Below are 18,058 nucleotides of genomic sequence, written 5' to 3' on the forward strand. Positions count from 1 at the left end.
CTATCAATTCACCCATACAATAAAAACAAAGCAACGATTATTCAAACAACTTCGATAAAGCTTCCTCCAGTTTTTCACCCCTTAAATTTTTGTCTATAACAATTCCCGTAGGATCTACAAGGAAAGTTCTGGGTATAGCATAGATACCATATATATCAGAAGCATCCACATCCAACAATTGTACCCAATTCATTCCAAGTTCTTCAACAGCAGCCCGCCAAGGTTTCAGTTTCCGATCTGTGGATATGCTAATCACCTCAAATCCCTTAGAAGCATATTTTTCATAAGCAGCTTTCACATTGGGCATTTCATGCCGGCAAGGTCCACACCATGAAGCCCAAAAGTCAATCAAGACATATTTTCCCTTACCCACATAATCAGACAAGAGCTTCATGTTGCCAGCATTGTCTTTCACTTTAGCATCCGGAAAACGTTCGCCAATCTTTATCTTGGCATCCATCTCCTGCCGTTTCTTTTGTTCTTCACGCTGTTCCGGAGTCATTTTATTTTCAAGTTCCGCCTTCATTCGGAGCTCTGCTTGGTTCTTCTTTTCCACAATATTTCTCACCAAATTATTTTGTGAAAACATAGGCGAAGCTTCTTTCATCAGAATCTTCATATCATCAAAAGGCATCATCATACCTCCAACGGAGAAAAGATATACCCCCACTATACTATTCTTATAATCCTTTATACAATGTGATACTGAATCCATTTGTGCAAGAAATTTCTTCTCTATTTTATCATATCTTGCTCTAAATGCAGTATCATTCACCATCTTATCAGCAAATTCTTCAGATTTCATTCCAGTCATTAACTTATAAATACTATCTGATGTTTTCAACATATTATCCATTATTAGCTGCATACGATTTAAAGCTATATTCAATGAATCATTTAGAGGCGTTCCCCCTCTCTTATTCGCAGCAATATTTACTGATATTTCTCCTTTTTCGAAAATCAACGGATAGGTTTCTCCATCCATATCCTTGATGATTGCAATATCCGGCATCTGATGTACACCAGAAAAAGAGAACTTACCTTTTTCCACTGTTGTACTGTCCCAAACGACTTCTTTAGCTTGCTCTCCATCTCCCATCAGGCATAAATACAACAATTGATTATTCAATTCCTCATCAGCAATACCTCGGATAGAGAATTTCTCTTGGGCAGAAGAAAATATAGCAATAGCACAAAACGTGCATAAAATCATAATTCGTTTTCTCATACGGAATAAGTTTATATCAAAAAAACAGTTCACACTCATGTTCAATACCCGCTATTGTCATTTCAAATTCTAATAATCATTTGAACTAATAATAGATCTTCTTATTTTTCTTATCGGAAACGACCTGATAATCCTTCACCTTTACATTAAAATATGATTTAGACTTTCCATCATCATTAGAAGGCAACTGTTCTTTATCTTTTTTGTGCGGCAACTCAAGAATATCTATTTCTTTCACACTCTTCTTCAGTTTCGGGAATAAAAGACTGATATAAATATATTTATGATTAAATCCTTTGACAGCCAACAGCCTACCCATCGGAGCTCCACCATCATATCCTCGTACATTATACTCATCGCCACTTTTCTTATCGATAATCTTAAATCCCGGACTATAATACAACCATTGCCAGTCCCAATAAATAGGTTGTATGAATGTCACTTTAGTATCATTCTTTCTCCTTTCAATCGAATATAAAGAAGGAGTTGTAGACCTCCCATTCTCATACGCTTTCTCATACACTTCTTCAGGAACTATAACTAGACTATCGCTTGGAAGCATATAGGCTTGTGCATATAATTCTTTATCACGCTTCTGCTTTTGCTCATATTCTTTCAACCGCTGTTCACCTCTTTTTACTCGTTCACTTTTCTCCGGCATTACCTCTTTGGACATCTCTGTATGGAGTTGCTGCACTAACAACGGCGTTGTCTCACGCATAACAACCAATGAAGCCTCTTTATATTTTTTACCTACGGGAGATTCATAAAATGCAGCAACAGCTTTTAATTCTTCCAATGTTAAATGCTTCTCATAAACAGGCATATACATTTCAAACACCTTATTTTCTACTTTCTCTTTCCAGTTCTTAGAGAACTCATTCCAATAAGCCTCATCCTTTTTCGGCGCATTCAATTTCATTATAGATGATAATCTCTGGAGAAAGTCATCCGTAGTAGCCGAAGCACCGGAAAGTACCATAATCTTTTTCAACGTTTCTTTGTACTCATCTGTCGCATTTGTTTTTTGTGCAGAAGCTGGTAAAATTAAAGTAAACAGTGCAATTATGCACATCATTACTTTGGGAAGGAAAATGTTTTTCATAATTATCTGATTTTATTTATTTTGATTCCATATTTTATTTTGCATTTCCTACAAAGATACACATTAAATCTATATCATTTAATAGAATAGTACAATCAATGAGGCTACTATCCGGCTGCCCTGCAATGTATAGATAAACGAAATATCCCCTATTCATCCCTAATTATAACATTCATCCCCCTCTCTTATCAAAATGGCTTTGAACAATTCATTTCATCTTTTGATATGATATTATTATCTTTTTCTCACATACTTCGTTCATTTTTCGTAATTAACGCTATCTTTGCAATAGGTCGCTAAATCTACATAAGACTTTTAAAATACATAATATACGAATATGAAAAAGATTTTATTTTTATATATCATTCATCTAGGATTTGCCCTACAACCCATACAAATTCAAGCTTGTTGTCTCGACAATGAGGCTGTTCTCGCCAATGGGACTGCCATTATTCTACAATCACCTAAAGTGGACAATACCAAAACCATTCAGTTCATCAAAGATTTCTACGCAAACTACGTTTTTGGAGCAAAGAATTATGTTCCGGCAGTAAAAAAGCATTGTACAGCCAAATTGCAAAAGCAGCTGAAAGATAACTACGAGTATGACGGCGAAGGATATGCGATATGGAACTTCCGAACAGGTATGCAAGACGGACCAAGCGACATATCTAAAGTAACATCAGTAACTGCATTGGGAAATGGTTTATACAAGGTCAATTTCATTGATATGGGAATAAAGGGTAACCGTACTTTGAAAATTATCGACGTAAACGGGACACTGAAGTTCGATGCTATTAAATAATCCCCTCTAAGCAGATATATTATCAATTTAACAGATAACTAAAAAAGCCTTACTATTCAATCAAACAATGAAAGTAAATCATCTATAAGACTACATCCTTCACCGCTTTCACCTTCTTCCTGAAACCTCCACCCAAAGCAGGAAAGCGGGTGAAAGCGACCATGAAAAGCCCTTCCATCCTACTTTCAAAGGTTTCACCTACACACTTCAAATAGTTCCGCTTACCGCCGGAGCACATCACGAGACACCCCGTAATAACCTGCTGAAGCCACATAAATCGGCTGCATACGTTTGCCGATATTTTTCAATTTACCTTCTTCCAGCAATCGCCGGAGATGACGATTCGCCGTAGTCCGTGTCATGCAGCATACCTCCTGAAAATCGTAGCGAAGCATTACGTCATGATCTGCGAAATATTCCTTCAGCCGCATATCTATCTCTACTGCCGACAAGGATTCCGAATGGCGTGCATACTTGCTCCGGCTGACTTTGGCACCTCTAAGTTCTCCCCGCAAACGGGCATCAGGACGAAAACCGATTGTTTTCAACTCCATTTTCAACCATTTGTTCTTAGTGCTGCGAGTCACTTTTTGTGTACTCCGCAAGATTGGAGCAAAATAGCCAAGTCCTTCAATATGCACCTCACGCCCCTCGCGCAGTTCTTCACCACAAATCTGGGCAAGCATCTCGAACGCATTTTTTACATCACCTACGGAAAGCGAACTGCGTCCGTGAATCATCCGGCACAGTTTATCCGTTCCCACCTTACCATTCAAAAAAATGCGGGGATGCAAACCTTTCTCTTCCGAATCGTCGGACTCACCGGGATTCTCATACCAATCGTAAAGTATAGCCATTAGTAGTTAACGTTTTGATAGTGAATATATTTCATGTAAAAACTTTAAGTTTATTATCAAACCACTACCGTGGTTCATTTAAATCACACTCGTTATCCAATTAAATCACTCTTGTCATTTGATTGGACCACGAAAGTGAATCTACAATAACTCTTCGTCAAAGATACGATAAAAAATAGAGAAAAGGACGATAAGAAGCCGCCTTCTTCAGTCAAGTAGAAATTTATATTTTTTCCGGAGAAATACTTGCAAACCGATATCATCCGATAGTACATTCGCAGTATCAGCGCTGAACAATAAACCGATTTTAATCACTTAAAAATAGAAAAAATAATGAATGCAATAACATTGATATGGAGACAGGTATTGAAGGAACTAAAATTGTTTCAAATGAAGGAAAACAAAGAAGATGCAGTTGAGAAAACAGACAAAGAGCTACAGAAAACGCTAAAATGTCATGAAACTAAATATACCGTTCCCCTGCCGGACACTGCACCACCTACTGGAAGGGAGAAAGAGACAGAACGCAAACAACCGGTCCGATTAACCCAAGAGGTACGTACATTCCTGCAAAAACAGTATGATTTTCGTTACAACCTATTGACGGAAGAAACGGAATATCGTCCTGCCAACAAACGTGCCGTTCCTTTCGAACCTGTAAGTAAGCGGGAACTGAACACTTTCTGCATGGAAGCACACGACCAGGGCATATCCTGCTGGGATAAAGACTTGAGCCGTTACATTTATTCCACTTGTATTCCTGAATACCATCCTTTCCGGCTTTACATGGAAGAACTGCCCGGCTGGGATGGGACAGACAGACTGGAGGCTTTGGCGCAGCGTGTCTCTGACAATCAGCTCTGGATAAAAAGCTTTCATACCTGGATGCTGGGACTCACCGCCCAATGGTTAGGCATGACGGGAATACATGCCAACAGCGTAGCCCCCATACTTGTCAGCAGCGAGCAGGGACGACAAAAATCCACATTTTGCAAGGCACTGATGCCGCCGGCATTGTCACGTTATTACATGGACAACCTGAAACTGTCTGCACAAGGAAAACCGGAAAGGTTACTTGCCGAAATGGGACTTCTGAACATGGATGAATTTGACAAATACGGAACGCAGCAAATGCCATTATTGAAGAATCTGATGCAAATGGCAAACCTGAATATCTGCAAAGCTTATCAAAAGAATTTCCGCAACTTGCCGCGCATCGCTTCTTTCATCGGTACAAGCAACCGTTTTGACTTGCTCACCGATCCCACCGGTAGCCGGCGATTCATCTGCATTGAAGCAGAACATTTGATCGACTGCGAAGGTATCATGCACGATCAGATCTATGCCCAACTGAAAGCTGAACTGCTCTCCGGCATCCGCTACTGGTTCACAAAAGAAGAGGAACGGGAACTGCAACGCCACAACGCCGCTTTTTATCATCCGTGTCCGGCAGAGGAAGTCTTTCATGCCTGCTTCCGGATAGCTAAAGATGATGAAGAGGGAAGCGAACGGCTCTCGGCTTCGGACATATTCAGAAGACTGAAAATGTATAACCCCGCTGCCATGCGTGGAAGTAATCCGGCTACGTTCGCGCAAGTTTTGCTTGCGGCAGGTGTCACCCGCAAACATACCAAATATGGGAATGTATATTTGGTGAAACCGATGAAAGCGGCATAAAGCTCCAAACAGAGGGAGGGTTCACCCGTAAAAAACTGGTAAAGAAGTGTTTACAAAGGAGTGAAAGAGGTGAAAAGAGAAAGAGGATATTAAGAGGAAAATAAGCTATAAACAGTAAGATTTTGAATAGATAACCAAGTTATTCCTGATTTTCTATTCAAAATCTTACTGTTTATAGCCTAGGATCATCTGCTTGAAGTCAGTAGTATATGCTACTTTGTTTCCGGATATTTATCCTACTATCCATTTACTGCCCGGTATAAACGAAATGATCTTGGTTGTTACAAAACAACAGATAAACGTAACCACTGCGATACATGGTATAGCGGCAACAGTGGGAAGCGCCAATGTATCTTTGAACACAGTCACCCACAGTCCGAGCCAGAATATGTGCATAAGATACATACCATAGCTAAGTTTCGATGTTTCCGTCACCAACTTGGGAGCTTTCGGACGTTTGATACATGTAAACATAAGGAATGTACCCGTTGTGAGAAGCACACAGTTAATCGTACAGAAAGCCCATCCTATTTCTATTACAGGTGTGGAATGGAGTTCGCCGGGTATAGCCTGCACATAGAATGAATAAATAGTCCATACAGCACCGATCACCATTAAAATAGTTCCTATAGTGAAACGTTTGGAACGGTTCCAGGTAAGGTGTACACGAATGTAATGTGCCAGAACAAGATAGCCCAGATAACCGGAGAAGTACCACAACATGTGGTATTCATTCCAGAAACATTGTCCCCACACTTCACCGCACCAACGATTGAGATAAGGCATACAGGTTGACAACACGAACAGCCCTATAAAGAAACGTTCTTCTTTAGCCGTGGCTTTTCTCAACCAGGGGGATATAATTGGGATAAACAAATAAAGGCTTATCAGAGGATACATAAACCACAAGTGTCCGGCTAGCGTCGGGAAATTCAGGAATATCCGCGACAAGTCCTTCATAGATGTTTCTCCGTCTATCTGTCCCCACAACATAGGTAGAGTGCTGTACAATATCATGAATATGAAAAACGGTGGAAGGATGCGAAGACAGCGCTGGCGATAGAATTGCCACATAGACTGCTCTTCCTTCATCGGTGCAAGCAGGAAGGCGGAAACTATCATGAACAGGGGTACTGCCATACGTGAAAAGCCATCGTATACTGATACCCATAGCCGGTCTGCTTCATTCGCTAGAAAAGACTGCGGGCCTGCCATATCGGTGGATCCGGGAGCACCGTAGAAATTCTCACTGGCATGAACAAGGATGACAAGAAAGCATGCAAACACACGGATGTAATCTAAAAAAACAATACGTTTCATTTATTCTAAGTTTTCTAGTTATTAATTTATTCTTTTGTGTTCGGGAACGCAGAGATTCTCAACCGTGCTGCACCCATGGGGATCAATGTTATTTCTTCTTTATCACCTTTCACCGCATCTTCTTCCGGCAATACGCCACACAGTCCTGTTTCGTCTATCTTCCATTCAGGTACCGGACGACCGATAGCTTTTACTTCTAAAGGTACACTGGCTACCGTGAAAGGATAGTTGTCAGTCGGCCAGGATTTACGGATTACCTTGAAATTCTTCAAAGGTTCTTTCTTATCCAATACCAATGAATAATTCCAGGGGCTATCCGGATAGATTTCAGTAGTAGGCCATTTTTTCGAATCAGCACCTTTCTGCCATTTTGAATCACCGATAGCTGTCTCCCGACTGTCTTTCTCTACATATTTCTCTGCAATCTTAAGAGACAAAGTCAAAGGTCCGTAATCTACGCTTACGCTGTTTTTATTAACCTGCCAGGTACGCATAGACAAAGACATCGGAAGAGTCAATTCCACACGATCACCATTCGCCCACTCACGATTGATGCAAAGATATTTTCCCGCTACAGGAGCTGCACTTACTTTCTTGCCATTCACCCGCACTTCCGCCTTTTGAGTCCATGAAGGAATACGAAGATAGAACGGAAAAGCGACCTTTTCACCGGTAGAAACAGTAAAGGCAATAGCTTCTTCAAAAGGATAATTTGTCTCTTCGTGAAGAGTGATTTCCTTGCCGTCACCCACTTTCACTGTAGCTTTACAAGCTGCATAAATAGCTGTTGCCACTCCGTTATCGGGAGTTGCCAATACCAGATGTTCGATGAAGTAAGGCCAGCCTTGTGCATGGTTGTGTTGGCAGCAACGACTGCTGAAAGGATTCATCGAAAGGAACGGGCCACGATTGTCAATGCCCGGATGATGATTCTTCGAATCACTGATGGCATGGTTCGGACAAGTGATATAACGCAATGCCTTGAAGTCCGGCATCACGGCAGCCGGATAAGAGTTGAACGCTACTTCTTCACAGTGTTCCGCCCACATGGGATCTCCTGTCATGCAAAGCATGATTTCATCAGAAGCCATTTGTTCTACCAAGCCGCAGGTTTCCACTCCCTGTCGGGGATCGATATATCCCAGACGAGCATTTTCGTCCGCACCGAACATACCTCCGGGAACCTGACCAAAAGTACGCCGAATCAGATGATGGACATTATAAGAGGCTTTCAGCATCGCTGAATCTCCGGTCTGCATATAATAAGTGGCAGGTTCACAGAAACATTGGGCGATATTTACATTGTGCCAGTTAGGTAAGGAGGTGGATTTCGTCCAGTCGGCTGTGTTACGGTGAATCTTCTCGGCTAATTCGAGTAGGAAAGCATCCCCAGTATGGTTGTAAAGCCAGTAGATACTGATGAGGTTATCACCGCCACGGCTTTTCTCCCAATAATCTTCCAGAAGCTGGTCATCGGGAACAGTCATCTGCCACTTGAAGTAATTCGTCATCAGGTCAATGACACGCTGATCTTGAGAATACTCATAATAAGATTGCAGACACCAGAGCATAATCATCTGTGCCCAAAGTTCGCGTTTGCCGTTACGTTCATTGACCGGACCGAAATAGCCATCCGGCTGGCGACTGGCAAATACACCTTCAATCCAATATTTGGTTTCTTCAATCATCTTCGGGTCATTCAGGATATATGCTAGATTGCCATACCCTTTGAGCCAGTAAGGGACTTCCTCCCAGCCGTGATCGCCACCGGTTGTCAACCAGGCATTATTATCCTTTTCCAGCCAAGCACTGATTTCTCCCAAATGTCCGGTCAGACCGTCACGTTGCAACTCCAGATACTTCTTCACCCAGCCTTCAGGCTGAATACTACCTACCGGCAACTTTATAAAATTCAACGGTCGAAGCGGAGCGCGATACCCGATATAATTGGTATTGACGGACTGTATGTCCGGTCGGTCCACTACCGTCACCGTACCACTAGAAGAAGCAGACGCACAAGCTGTAACCGCCACTCCAAGCACTATCGATGCAAAAAGTCCTTTCGTTTTATTTTTCTTCATTTCGTCTATTCTACTACTTCCGGAAATCATCCTAATTTCCCTATGAGCCCTATTGAGCACCAACAAATTACATTAAAATAAAGAACGGATAATCTCTAATCAGACAACCCGTTCTTCAATGACATGAACTGCCTTTATAACCTATTTATCAACAGAGAATTTGAAGATACATTGGCTTGTATACTTTTCGCCCGGGCGAAGTACAGCCGACGGCCATTCCGGTTTGTTCGGAGTATCCGGATATTTCTGTGTTTCGAGACATACGGAAGCACGTTGGTTGTAAGTAATGCCTTTCTTTCCTGTCAGCGAACCATCGAGGAAGTTACCTGCATATACCTGAATACCCGGTTCGTTAGTATAAACGTCGAGTACGATACCAGTCTTCGGTGATTTCAAAGAAGCGCATTTACGAGTTACGTCGCCTTTCGTGTTCAATACCCAGTTGTGATCGTAACCATTGCCATTTTTCAGCTGTACGAAATCATAGTCGTTGATACGTTCGCCTACCGGAGTCGGGGTGCGGAAATCCATCGGAGTTCCTTCTACCGGAACGATCTCGCCAGTTGTCATGAAGGTACTGTCCACCGGAGTATAATAGTCCGCATCCACCATCAACAAATGACCGGAGTTGTTGCCGGCATCGCCTTCAAGATTAAAATAAGAGTGGTTGGTCATATTTACAATCGTCGGTTTGTCTGTTTCCGCTTCGTATTGAATATCGATGGCATTATCGTCCGTCAGTTTCATCAACACTTTACAAGTGATGTTTCCCGGAAAACCTTCTTCACCGTCTTCTGCACGGTAAGTCAACTGTAATTCCTGCGGATTCAACAATGCTGCATCAAACACCCGGTATTGGAATCCTTGCGGTCCGCCGTGCAGACAATGACCGTAGTTATTGCGGGGAAGCTGATATTCTACCCCATCCAAGGTGAACTGTCCCTGATTGATACGATTGGCATAACGTCCGATAGTCGCACCGAAATCCGAAGGTTTGCTGATATAGTCCTGAATAGAATCGAAGCCAAGCACTACGTCCTGCATTACTCCGTCCTTGTCGGGAACCATCACTGAAACAATACGTCCACCGAAGTTCGTGATACAAACTTCCATGTTGTTCTTGTTACGCAGAGTGAACAAATCAGTCTTCTTTCCATCTACTTCTGTCTGGAATTTACTCTGCAATAAACCGGAATCTGTAGCCTTTTCAGCTTTCGGAGTACAAGCTGCCATTAAAAGGGCGGCAACTGCCCATACACATAACTTTTTCATGATACAATTGTTTTTTAAATATTAGTTTTCAGCTATTCATATTTAGATGCAGACGACGCGGATAACGCGTTTTTTCTAATTTTGCATCAGAAAAAGAGTCGCATCACCCGCGTTATCCGCGTTCAAATTACTATGTCAGCATATTACTGTATACTATTCAATAAATCTACCTTTCCTTCATTAACCAACTTCAAAATCAACTCACCGAAAAGAGTATTCTGCCAGGCAAACCATGCGCGGGTAAATTTCTTCGGATTATCCTTATGGAAAGATTCGTGCATAAAGCCGGTGTCAGCATCCGTGTCCATCAACATCTTAATGCAAGTCTTGATTTCGGCATCATTCTGACTTGTGAAGGCTTTCATCATAATACTCATCGGCCATACCATATCGTAACCGATATGCGGTCCGCCGATTCCTTCGCCTGCCTTGCCTTTAAAGAAATAAGGATTGTCCTCACTCCACACAAAACGGCGGGTATTCTGATAAATCGGATCGTTCACATTCACATCACCCAAATAAGGCATCGCAAGCAAACTCGGCACATTGGCATCATCCATCAGATGATGATTTCCAAAACCATCTACCTCGAATGCATAGATTTTACCATATTTAGGATGATTATACACCGCATATTTCTTTAAAGCTGTTTCCACCTCCTGCGCCAAGTCCTTACATTCTTTAGACAAAGCTGTCTTCTTGTTTACCTTCTCCAGGATCTCGGCTGCCTTACGCAAAGAAGATACGGCAAAGAAATTGGAAGGAACCAGGAATTGAAGCGTAGTAGCATCGTCCGAAGGACGGAAACTGGAAACAATCAAACCGACTGGTTTCACCGGTGCTCCCAGACCGTCATTGCTCACAGTATCCAGTGCACGTTCCGTCTTACGTTGGAATTTATAAGGACCTACTCCGTCTTTGCGTTGTTGCTCTTTGAATGTTTTCAGTACATTAGTGATTGCCTGAATCCATTCTTCGTTGAATATGCTTGCATCTCCGGTAGTCTTCCAGTAATGATAGGCCAAGCGCAACGGATAACACAAGGAATCAATTTCCCATTTACGTTCGTGCAACTCCGGTTTCATGTCTGTAAGGTCACTCATCCAATGACCATCAGGAATAGCGCCGTCATTAAAAGCATTCGCGTACGGATCGATATTGATACATTTGAACTGGCGGAGAATAACACCTGCCAGCATTTCTTTCAGTTCAGGGTCCGCATTAGCTAATTGCACATAAGGCCATACCTGTGCACCGGAGTCGCGTAGCCACATAGCATGAATATCACCCGTATATACGAACGTATCCGGTTTGCCATCGCTTCCTTTACGGAAATGTACGGTTGTATCCAGTGTATTCGGGAAACAGTTGGTAAACATCCATGCCAACTTCGCATTCTTCAAAAGTTTCTGTACACGGAGAATCTCCTTCTCTACCGCATTGGAACGGAACAAACGATTGGATATTTCCGGGCGGTTATCTTTCTGAATAGCATCCGCCAGACATACATGCATTTCCGTCATACGGTTGGAGGCTTGTAACTGCCCGCCACAGAGAAGCATACCTGCCAGCATACCTGCACTGATATATTTAATCTGTTTCTTCATGATTACTTCTTCTTTTTAAATTCGTTAGAGAAAGAATAAGGGAAATCGGACTCTTTGGTACCACGTTGCTGATTGGGTTTCGCATCCATTTTGTAAGAAATGCTAGCGCCATTCAACAGGTCCTGATGGGTCAGATAGTTTTTGGTATATTCTTTACCGTTCAATGTCATTGATGAAATGTAACGCTTGTCGTCTCCGTTATTCGGAGCGGAGATAGTCACCGTCTTTCCGTTTTCCAGATGCAGCTTCATCTCCTTGAAGTAGGGAGTACCCAAGACATATTCATCCGTACCCGGACATACCGGATAGAATCCCATTGCCGAGAATACATACCAGGCAGAAGTCTGGCCGTTGTCCTCATCACCGCAATAACCGTCGGGAGCAGGAGTATAAAGTTTGTCCATCACTTCACGAATCCAATGTTGCGCTTTCCAGGGTTGGCCGGAATAGTTGTACATATAGAGCATGTGCTGAATCGGCTGGTTGCCATGTGCATAGTTGCCCATGTTCATAATCTGCATTTCACGGATTTCATGAATAACGGCTCGATAATAACTTTCATCGAAAATCGGAGGCAGGATAAATACAGAATCCATCATCTGGTTGAATCCGTCTTTACCACCCATCAAATCGATCAGACCTTGAGGATCGTGGAATACCGACCAGGTATAATGCCAGCTATTACCTTCCGTAAAGGCATCCCCCCACTTCAACGGATTGAACGGAGACTGGAACGTACCGTCTTCATTCTTACCACGCATCAGTTTGTGTTCGGGATCGTAGAGATTCTTATAATTCATTGCACGCTTTGCAAAGATTTCAATCTCTTTTTTCGGTTTCTTCAAGGCTTTACCCAATTGATAGATACACCAGTCATCGTATGCATATTCCAGTGTACGGGCTGCATTCTCGTTAATACCTACATTATAAGGTACATATCCCAATTTATTATAATACTCATGTCCTAATCGTCCGGTAGAACGAACATTCGGATGTACTGCATTCGCTCCATGTTTCACGGCTTCCCACAATGTCTCAATATCGTATCCTTTCAATCCTTTCAGGTAAGCATCGGCAACTACGGAAGCGGAGTTGTTTCCAACCATACAACCTCTGTGTCCCGGACTTGCCCATTCCGGCAGGAATCCGCTTTCTTTATAAGTGTTCACCAATCCTTCCTGCATCTTTGTGTTCATGGATGGATACATCAGGTTAAGGAATGGGAACAGACAACGGAACGTATCCCAGAAACCGGTATCGGTAAACATATATCCCGGAAGCACTTCACCATTATAAGGGCTGTAGTGCATCACGTTTCCTTTAGCATCTATCTCGTAGAAACTTCTGGGAAATAATACTGAACGATACAGACAAGAGTAGAAGGTACGCAAATGATCGATATCATCGTCTTTCACTTCAATACGTCCTAAAACATCGTTCCATACCTTGCGGCCTTTCGCTGCAATCTGTTCAATGTTGTCCGTACCCAGCTCTTTCAAGTTCAGTTCCGCCTGTTCAGGGCTGATAAAAGAGGAAGCCACACGCACATTTACCTGTTCGCCCTTGCGGGTTTTGAAACCGATCAGTGCACCGGCATGATTGTCTGTCGCTTCCAGTTTGTTGGTGTCAATCACACCACTGGTTACGGCAGCCGTATAAGTAAACGGTTTGTCGAATACCAGTACAAAGTAGTTCTTAAAGTTGGCAGGAACACCACCGCTGTTTTTAGTGGTATAACCGATAATCTTGTTCTCCGAAGGGATTACTTTCACAAACGAACCTTTATCAAAGGCGTCTACCACTACATAAGAGTGGTCGTTTTCGGGGAAAGTGAAACGGAAAGCAGCTGCTCTCTCTGTCGGAGCAATTTCGGTCACTACATCATGATCGGCAAGATATACCTTGTAATAATAAGGAGTAGCCGTTTCAGCTTTGTGAGAGAACCAACTGGCACGCTCATCCTGATTAAATACTGCCTTACCGGTTACCGGCATGATGGCAAATTGACCGTAATCATTGATCCAGGGACTTGGCTGATGGGTTTGTTTGAATCCTCTGATCTTGTCAGCGTCATACGTATACGCCCATCCATCGCCCATTTTACCAGTCTGCGGAACCCAAAAGTTCATTCCCCAAGGCAGCGCAATGGCAGGGTAAGTATTTCCGGTAGATAATGCGTGCTTTGACTGCGTACCAACCAGCGGACTAACATAGTCCACCGGTCCGGTAATTGTTTTTGCAGTCATAGCCCATGCACTAAGTAACGTAAAAGCGAATAGAGCTAGTTTCTTCATGGTATTTTTGTTTTATTTAATCAGTTTTCCTTCAAGCATTTTGATATAATATCCACCTACAACGGAACGTGCCTGGAAGCCTCTTTGATTCGGTTCGTCTGTAAATACCCAGTCGGACATCGGAACACGGTTAGGTGTAACGTTCATAAACAGATATACGGGTTCGATAAATTTCTCAAAGGTAGCTTTGTCATTTGCCAATGTAGCTGTCCACATGATCCAGTCGGTCTTTGTGTATGTTTCACGGTTATCCAACGGAAGACCATATTTATTTTGCTTCGAAAGATAGTAAGCTATTTCCGTTTCTGCAACATTTTTAGGGAAGATTTGCAGATTCAACAGTTTATCCCACACCAAGTTATACTTCTGGCTCCATGTTCCCGGTTTGTCAAATGTGAGACGATAGTGGTCACCATCATCAGCCATTTTCACCCATTCGGCAGCCATTTCTTTCGCTTTCTGTGTGTACTTTTCAGCCACATCTTTTTTGCCCAGCATATCTGCCAGATAACCGTATGAGGCAACACCCATGATTGCTTTGATAGAAAGGTTGGCATTGTGTGCAAAGTGACCTGCAAAGTCATCGGTACAAAGTTGGTTGGCCGGATCAAGTCCGTTCTCTACCAGATAGTCTGTCCACGTAGTCAGGGTTTCCCAGTGTTTCTGTGCGTAATCTGCATTACCTTCTACCTTTGCAATGGCAGCAGCCAATACTACCATATTACCCGATTCTTCTACCGGCATATCACCGCCATAAGTCTGGCCGTTAGCCAATGGATAAGTACCGACATCATGCGCAGCAAATGGTTTCGTCCATTTTCCGCTTTCACTATAATAGAAGATATGGTTCATGGTAGCTTTCACCAATTCCGGATTGTAGTATAAAAGCAGCGGAGCTCCCGGATAAGTCAGGTCGACTGTTCCGATGGAACCATTACTGAAGTTCTCCTTAGAAAGGAATACCAAGTCGCCGTTCGGAGCCTGTACCAGTTTATGTGCAGCCAATGCCTGACGATAAGCCAATGCACAAAGTTCGGCATATTTACGTCCACCGGCAGCAGTAGCTTCTTCCATCAGTTTCTTGTCAAAAGCAGCACTGTTCTTCATTTGTGTCTTGTATTCTTTCTCCGCTTTCTGGAATTGGGAAACAATCGTTTCATTGCCCTCACGGTTCCAGTAAGGACGCAGGTTATCACCAAAGTATTGGATAGAATAAATATCATCATACCCGATCAACAGATGGCCATCAGCCTTTTGTGTTTCGCCCAATGAACGTACCAAAGCCAGTTTATCATAACCGTTTGTGGTAGGAGCTTCCAGTTTATTGGCTACGAAGTTCTTGCGCAGCTCTCTGCCGTCACCGATTGCAGATGTGCTGTTTTCCTTTTCAGCTGCCAGATAGAAATGTCCCCAGTCGATACGAACATCATCACCCTTTTTCTTCAGAATATCCTGATTGCGGCTTCCGGTACGAAGGAATAACAAATCGCCGTCAGTAAAGCTGTCGGCAACAGATTCCTGGTGAGGTTGGTCGATTGCCCATTGCGGAGATGCTTCGAAATACAGCTCAACCTGATGTTTCTTTCCGTCATTGGAGGCTACTTCATAAGAAATATAGTTGACCGGACGTGACAACAAGTCCAGATTATCCATGAACATAGGAGCGGTAAATGTCAGTTTCAAATCTACCGGACCGCAAGTAAATGTATAATAAGTCTGCATAGGTTGTACGTCTACAGAAGTTTGTTGTGCTGTTTGATGGAAAGAACGATAACCGTCCAATTCTACCAATAATCCGAAATCCAGCAGTCCGTTTCCTACCCGGTTATGACAATAGCCTGCAATCAGATTCTCACCCGGTTTCAAAGAAGCTACCACTTCTTCCGACAGTTTCACCCGTTCGTTCTTTTTACAAGCATTACCTGTATCTACCACTTTGATGCCGTTGATATAAATAATAGCATCATCGTCATGAGAGAATTCAAGATATACATTCTTTCCTGTCAAGTCCTCCTGAATATCAGCTACCCGGCGTACCCAGATAAATTCTTCACCCCATTGGGTTTTGGCTGTATGTTCATTCTCCATGGTTCCGAAGGCAGCTTCGCCTTCTTTCCAGGCTTTATCATTGAATCCGGCATTCTGCCATCCGTCAGCAGGCTGTTGAGTGGTATACTTTCCTGTCCAGCTACCTTGTTCGGATGTCTTTACCAAAGGACGTAGTTCCAGTTCTTCCGTTCCCATGAAACGGTAGGTTTGTCCGTCTACTTTCGCAACGCCAAGCAAAGGAAAGTCCTTGCCTGTCCAATGTTTTACAGGACTGTCGTATAGATTGTCCGTAGTAGACCATGCACTAGTATAAGGATCAATTGTCACCAGCGGATATGCCGGAGCACGTAATTCATTCTTCTCGTGCTGTTCTACCTGGGTCTCACAGCTACAAAATACAGAAGCTGTTCCCAGTAACAGCATCATCAGTTGTTGTTTCATAATTTAAATCACCTGTTTATTTAATCTATTTTACGCAAATTCCGTCGTTTTCTATTTATTTCTTAGCCGGAAACAAAAGCATCAATGCCGGTATACCGGAAGCAGAATAACTGTCGATTTCCGCACCTTCCGGCAACTTTTTATAATATTCGCCTCCACATACGTTCCGTGTCTTATCTCTGTTTGCCCAACCTGTTTTGATGGTACGTTTCAGGAACGGGAGATATTGGGTTTGTCCGCAATCATACACCAACCATGCCATATATTCCGCAAAGATGGCAGTATAGATACCCTGTTCAATACCACCTTCGAAAGGTAGCACTTTATGTTCTGCAGACATATCTTTCACTGTATAGTCTGCCGCCAGAATAGCATTGTCCAGATAACGTTTCTCTCCGGTCGCCTTATAAAGCAGTATGGACGCTCCGATAAAGGTTGCCTGGTTGTATACATGTGCTTTCCAGGCAGGATTGCCATTTCCATGACGGCTATCGGCAATCTTTCCTGTTGCTTTATCCAAGAGATTTTCCACTCCCCATTCATAGATTTCTTTACCTTTGGCAAGATATTGAGCTTTCGTCTGATAATCCGGCCGTTTGTCGGTCGATTCTTTTCTATTTTCAGGCACGTTATTGTAGAGGGTTAATGCTGCAACAACTGTCGGAAAGTTGATACATGCCATCTTTCCATCACCGAATTTATTCGGTTTCGGATTTTGAATGGGTTGCCATTGCCAGAACATACCTCCGTTTTCTTTGTCATACGAACCTGTATCACCCACTTTTTCCGAGCCATACCATACCCGTTTGAAACTGGCTTCCGAGAGTTTCAGATATTCATCCACTCCAAAAAGTTCGTAGCCACGTGCCAGGCTGATAGTCCACCACATGATGTCATCGTAGATGAACCAGCCGGTATTTTCATTGTTATCATCAAAATCAAACTGACAATATTGCGCTTTGTTCCCTGCGAATATTTTCTCGCAGAGTGTTTTATAATAACTTGTCTTCTTTCTGTCTTTCTGTGCCTTTGCCAGTTTATAGGCATTCATTGCCATATCCCAATAAATAGGCTGACACCAGATAGCCGCTGCTCCATTGCCACGGTCAACAGCACTTGGATAGGACGAATTTGTCTTGTAAATATATTTATTGGAGTCTAGTAGTGTATTATTAAATCCTTCATAAGCTGCCCATACATCTTCGTTCGTATATGCGTGCTTCTTCTGGTTTGCTTTTCCTGAATTGCCGACTGCCCATATAGTAGTTGATGCTCCCAATAGTAGTGTCAGAGCCAAAAGAATTTTGCTTTTCATGATAGTT

Annotated in this window: 11 protein-coding genes and 1 pseudogene; 2 read left to right on the top strand and 10 right to left on the bottom strand. The window is 42.7% G+C overall.

Translation table 11 applies throughout. The features are described from left to right. Positions 1 to 37: 37 nt before the first annotated feature. Positions 38 to 1,228 (bottom strand): TlpA disulfide reductase family protein, encoded by a 1,191-nt coding sequence (locus tag CJF29_RS21860; protein ID WP_255299337.1) that lies wholly within the window; start codon positions 1,226 to 1,228, stop codon positions 38 to 40. Between the two features lie 85 nt (positions 1,229 to 1,313). Further along, positions 1,314 to 2,333, bottom strand: a complete 1,020-nt coding sequence (locus CJF29_RS21865; protein ID WP_099146311.1) for a DUF2059 domain-containing protein — start codon at positions 2,331 to 2,333, stop codon at positions 1,314 to 1,316. A gap of 337 nt (positions 2,334 to 2,670) precedes the next feature. On the opposite strand from CJF29_RS21865, the gene CJF29_RS21870 reads away from it, so the two are divergent. Continuing rightward, positions 2,671 to 3,138, top strand: coding sequence for a hypothetical protein (locus CJF29_RS21870; protein WP_004299546.1), 468 nt, complete (start codon positions 2,671 to 2,673; stop codon positions 3,136 to 3,138). Positions 3,139 to 3,359: 221 nt separating this feature from the next. Here CJF29_RS21870 and CJF29_RS21875 read toward each other — a convergent pair whose 3' ends face one another. Continuing rightward, positions 3,360 to 3,995, bottom strand: a complete 636-nt coding sequence (locus CJF29_RS21875; protein WP_099146310.1) for an HU family DNA-binding protein — start codon at positions 3,993 to 3,995, stop codon at positions 3,360 to 3,362. 333 nt (positions 3,996 to 4,328) lie between these two features. Between CJF29_RS21875 and CJF29_RS21880 the strand changes: the two genes are divergently transcribed. Then, complete coding sequence (locus CJF29_RS21880) at positions 4,329 to 5,672, top strand: VapE domain-containing protein (RefSeq protein WP_099146309.1); 1,344 nt, start codon at positions 4,329 to 4,331, stop codon at positions 5,670 to 5,672. Between the two features lie 231 nt (positions 5,673 to 5,903). Here CJF29_RS21880 and CJF29_RS21885 read toward each other — a convergent pair whose 3' ends face one another. The 7 genes and pseudogenes from CJF29_RS21885 to CJF29_RS21915 all read right to left on the bottom strand — a co-directional run bounded on the left by CJF29_RS21885 (position 5,904) and on the right by CJF29_RS21915 (position 18,051). Beyond that, positions 5,904 to 6,992 carry an acyltransferase gene (locus CJF29_RS21885; RefSeq protein ID WP_074559408.1) on the bottom strand — a complete coding sequence of 363 codons (1,089 nt, stop codon included), beginning with the start codon at positions 6,990 to 6,992 and terminating at the stop codon, positions 5,904 to 5,906. Positions 6,993 to 7,018: 26 nt separating this feature from the next. Next, positions 7,019 to 9,073 (bottom strand): beta-L-arabinofuranosidase domain-containing protein, encoded by a 2,055-nt coding sequence (locus tag CJF29_RS21890; RefSeq protein WP_099146308.1) that lies wholly within the window; start codon positions 9,071 to 9,073, stop codon positions 7,019 to 7,021. A gap of 141 nt (positions 9,074 to 9,214) precedes the next feature. Beyond that, positions 9,215 to 10,345, bottom strand: coding sequence for an aldose epimerase family protein (locus tag CJF29_RS21895; RefSeq protein WP_087322835.1), 1,131 nt, complete (start codon positions 10,343 to 10,345; stop codon positions 9,215 to 9,217). A 143-nt stretch (positions 10,346 to 10,488) separates the two neighbouring features. Continuing rightward, positions 10,489 to 11,850: pseudogene (locus CJF29_RS21900) on the bottom strand (glycoside hydrolase family 125 protein); the annotation flags it as partial. A 104-nt stretch (positions 11,851 to 11,954) separates the two neighbouring features. Next, positions 11,955 to 14,246: a GH92 family glycosyl hydrolase gene (locus CJF29_RS21905; RefSeq protein WP_099146306.1), complete on the bottom strand. Its 2,292-nt coding sequence runs from the start codon at positions 14,244 to 14,246 to the stop codon at positions 11,955 to 11,957. A 12-nt stretch (positions 14,247 to 14,258) separates the two neighbouring features. Continuing rightward, positions 14,259 to 16,736: a glutaminase domain-containing protein gene (locus CJF29_RS21910; protein WP_099146305.1), complete on the bottom strand. Its 2,478-nt coding sequence runs from the start codon at positions 16,734 to 16,736 to the stop codon at positions 14,259 to 14,261. A 55-nt stretch (positions 16,737 to 16,791) separates the two neighbouring features. Next, positions 16,792 to 18,051 (bottom strand): glycoside hydrolase family 76 protein, encoded by a 1,260-nt coding sequence (locus CJF29_RS21915; protein ID WP_099146304.1) that lies wholly within the window; start codon positions 18,049 to 18,051, stop codon positions 16,792 to 16,794. Positions 18,052 to 18,058 lie beyond the last annotated feature (7 nt).

The organism is Bacteroides celer (assembly GCF_002632415.2).
Taxonomy (GTDB): domain Bacteria; phylum Bacteroidota; class Bacteroidia; order Bacteroidales; family Bacteroidaceae; genus Bacteroides.

Bases quoted from the DNA above. Each gene is read 5' to 3' on its own strand.
- CJF29_RS21915 (WP_099146304.1), bottom strand. From the start codon at position 18,051: ATGAAAAGCAAAATTCTTTTGGCTCTGACACTACTATTGGGAGCATCA.
- CJF29_RS21895 (WP_087322835.1), bottom strand. From the start codon at position 10,345: ATGAAAAAGTTATGTGTATGGGCAGTTGCCGCCCTTTTAATGGCAGCT.
- CJF29_RS21860 (WP_255299337.1), bottom strand. From the start codon at position 1,228: ATGAGAAAACGAATTATGATTTTATGCACGTTTTGTGCTATTGCTATA.
- CJF29_RS21870 (WP_004299546.1), top strand. From the start codon at position 2,671: ATGAAAAAGATTTTATTTTTATATATCATTCATCTAGGATTTGCCCTA.
- CJF29_RS21905 (WP_099146306.1), bottom strand. From the start codon at position 14,246: ATGAAGAAACTAGCTCTATTCGCTTTTACGTTACTTAGTGCATGGGCT.
- CJF29_RS21910 (WP_099146305.1), bottom strand. From the start codon at position 16,736: ATGAAACAACAACTGATGATGCTGTTACTGGGAACAGCTTCTGTATTT.
- CJF29_RS21875 (WP_099146310.1), bottom strand. From the start codon at position 3,995: ATGGCTATACTTTACGATTGGTATGAGAATCCCGGTGAGTCCGACGAT.
- CJF29_RS21880 (WP_099146309.1), top strand. From the start codon at position 4,329: ATGAATGCAATAACATTGATATGGAGACAGGTATTGAAGGAACTAAAA.
- CJF29_RS21865 (WP_099146311.1), bottom strand. From the start codon at position 2,333: ATGAAAAACATTTTCCTTCCCAAAGTAATGATGTGCATAATTGCACTG.
- CJF29_RS21885 (WP_074559408.1), bottom strand. From the start codon at position 6,992: ATGAAACGTATTGTTTTTTTAGATTACATCCGTGTGTTTGCATGCTTT.
- CJF29_RS21890 (WP_099146308.1), bottom strand. From the start codon at position 9,073: ATGAAGAAAAATAAAACGAAAGGACTTTTTGCATCGATAGTGCTTGGA.